General features: G+C 68.8%; 2 protein-coding genes. Both read right to left on the bottom strand.

The annotated features are described in order from the left end of the window. Positions 1-1,298, bottom strand: a 1,298-nt coding sequence (locus WA944_RS05910) for a class I adenylate-forming enzyme family protein (RefSeq protein WP_526646544.1), incomplete at its 3' end; no start/stop codon positions are given. A 3-nt stretch (positions 1,299-1,301) separates the two neighbouring features. Next, positions 1,302-2,072: 1-acyl-sn-glycerol-3-phosphate acyltransferase (locus tag WA944_RS05915; RefSeq protein WP_526646546.1), on the bottom strand; the 771-nt coding region annotated here is incomplete at its 5' end.

Below are 2,072 nucleotides of genomic sequence, written 5' to 3' on the forward strand. Positions count from 1 at the left end.
CCGGCGTCGTCGAGATAGCCGACGTCACCCGAGGACATGAAACCCTCGTGGAAATCCTTGGTGGTGCCGGAGGTGTAGCCGTCGAACTGGGTGGAGTTGCGGACGTAGATGCCGCCGACCTCCCCGGTGGGCACCTCGCCCATCTCGCTGTCGAGGATGCGGATCTCGGTCCCCTCGGCGGGCCTACCGGCGGTGTCCGGGGCGGCGCGCAGGTCGCGCGGGGTGGCGGTGGCGATCATGCCGGCCTCGGTGGCGTTGTAGTTGTTGTAGATCACGTCACCGAAACGGTCCATGAAAGCGATGACCACATCGGGGCGCATCCGCGAGCCGGAGGCCGACGCGAAGCGCAGCGAGCGGCCGCTGTAGCGGTCGAGAACCTCTTCGGGCAGATCCATGATGCGGTCGAACATCACCGGCACCACACACAGGCCGGTGGCACGGTGCCGGTCGACCAGGTCCAGGGTGGCCTCCGGGTCGAACTTGCGGCGGGTGATGATCGTGCACGCCATCGACGCCGCGAAGGCGAGTTGCGAGAACCCCCAGGCGTGAAACATCGGGGCCACGATGACGACGGGCTGCTCTGCGCGCCAAGGCGTCCGGTCGAGGATGGCCTTCAGCACGCTCGGATCGCCGCCGGAGTGGCTGGCCCCCTTGGGCGTTCCGGTGGTCCCCGAGGTCAGCAGGATCGTCCGACCCTTCTCGCTGGCCCGCCGGGGCTCCTGGCCCTCGTGCGCGGCGATCATCTGCTCGACGGTCAACGGGTGGTCAGCAGAGTCCGTCCACGCGACGACACGGGTGGTATCCGGGCTGTCGGCCAGCGCCCGGTCCACCGTCTCGGTGAACTCCTCGTCGTAGATCACCGCGACCGATTTGCCCGCGCCCTCGCGCGCGAGCACCTCGGCGAGGGCCGGCCCGGCGAACGAGGTGTTCAGCAGCAGCACATCCGCGCCGATCCGGTTGGCGGCGATCAGGGCGTCGACGAAGCCACGGTGATTGCGGGCCATCAGCCCGACGACGTCGGGCTGGCCGGCGGGGAGCGCCTGCAGTGCGGCCGCCAGGGCGTCGGCACGCCGGTCGAGCTGTCGCCAGGTCAGGATGCCGAGCTCGTCGACCAGCCCCGCCCGGTCACCGCAGCGCTGAGCCGCACCGGCGAATCCCGAGGTGATGGCCATGTTCTCGCGCTGCATCACCGCGGCGATCCGCACGTACTTGTCCGGACGCATCGGCGCGATGACGCCCGCACGCGCCATCGTCGACATCAGGCCCAGGGTTTTGGTCAGGGGGTCGGTGATCGCCATCGCTCAGCCCAGCACCGGGATCCGGCGTTCCTTGGCCAGCTCGTCCATGGCGCGCTGCATCACCCGCCGGACGTGCGCGTCGACCTCGTCGATGTCGGGATCCTCACCGAACTCCTCGGTGATGTGGATCGGCGGCAGCGTCTTCATCGTGATCTTGGCGGGCAGCGGCACGTTGACCGGGAGCACCACCGACAGGCCGAACGGGAAGCCGAAGGACACCGGAAGGATCTTGGTGCGGAACAATCGCGCGACGGGCCCGAGCGCCTTGGCGATCTCGGTGCCGCGGGTGAGGAACAACTGGCTTTCCTGCCCGCCGATCGCGACCGTCGGCACGATGGGCACCCCGTTGTTCAGCGCCGCCCGTACATAGCCGGTGCGACCGCCGAAGTCGATCTTGTTGGCGCTCAGCGTCGGGCGGTACACGTCGTAGTCACCGCCGGGGAACACCACGACGACGCCACCGGAACGCAGCGCCTCGTCGGCGTTCTCGTGGCTGGCGGGGATGAAACCCGTCTTTTTGAAGAAGGTGCCGGTCGGCCCGACCATCAGCATGTCGTGGCTGAGTGTGTATACCGGGCGGTCGTAGCCGAACTCCTCGTAGAAGCCGCTGGCGAACACCGGTACGTCCATGGCGAACAGCCCGCCGGAGTGGTTGGACACCACCAGGGCACCGCCGGCCGGGAAGGTGTCCAGGCCGCGCACCTCGGCGCGGTGCCAGCCCTTGAGGAACAGCTTGAGCAGGCCCATCACCCGCTCGGTGAGCACCGGGTCCCA

Source organism: Mycobacterium sp. (genome assembly GCF_049683355.1).
Classification (GTDB): Bacteria; Actinomycetota; Actinomycetes; order Mycobacteriales; family Mycobacteriaceae; genus Mycobacterium.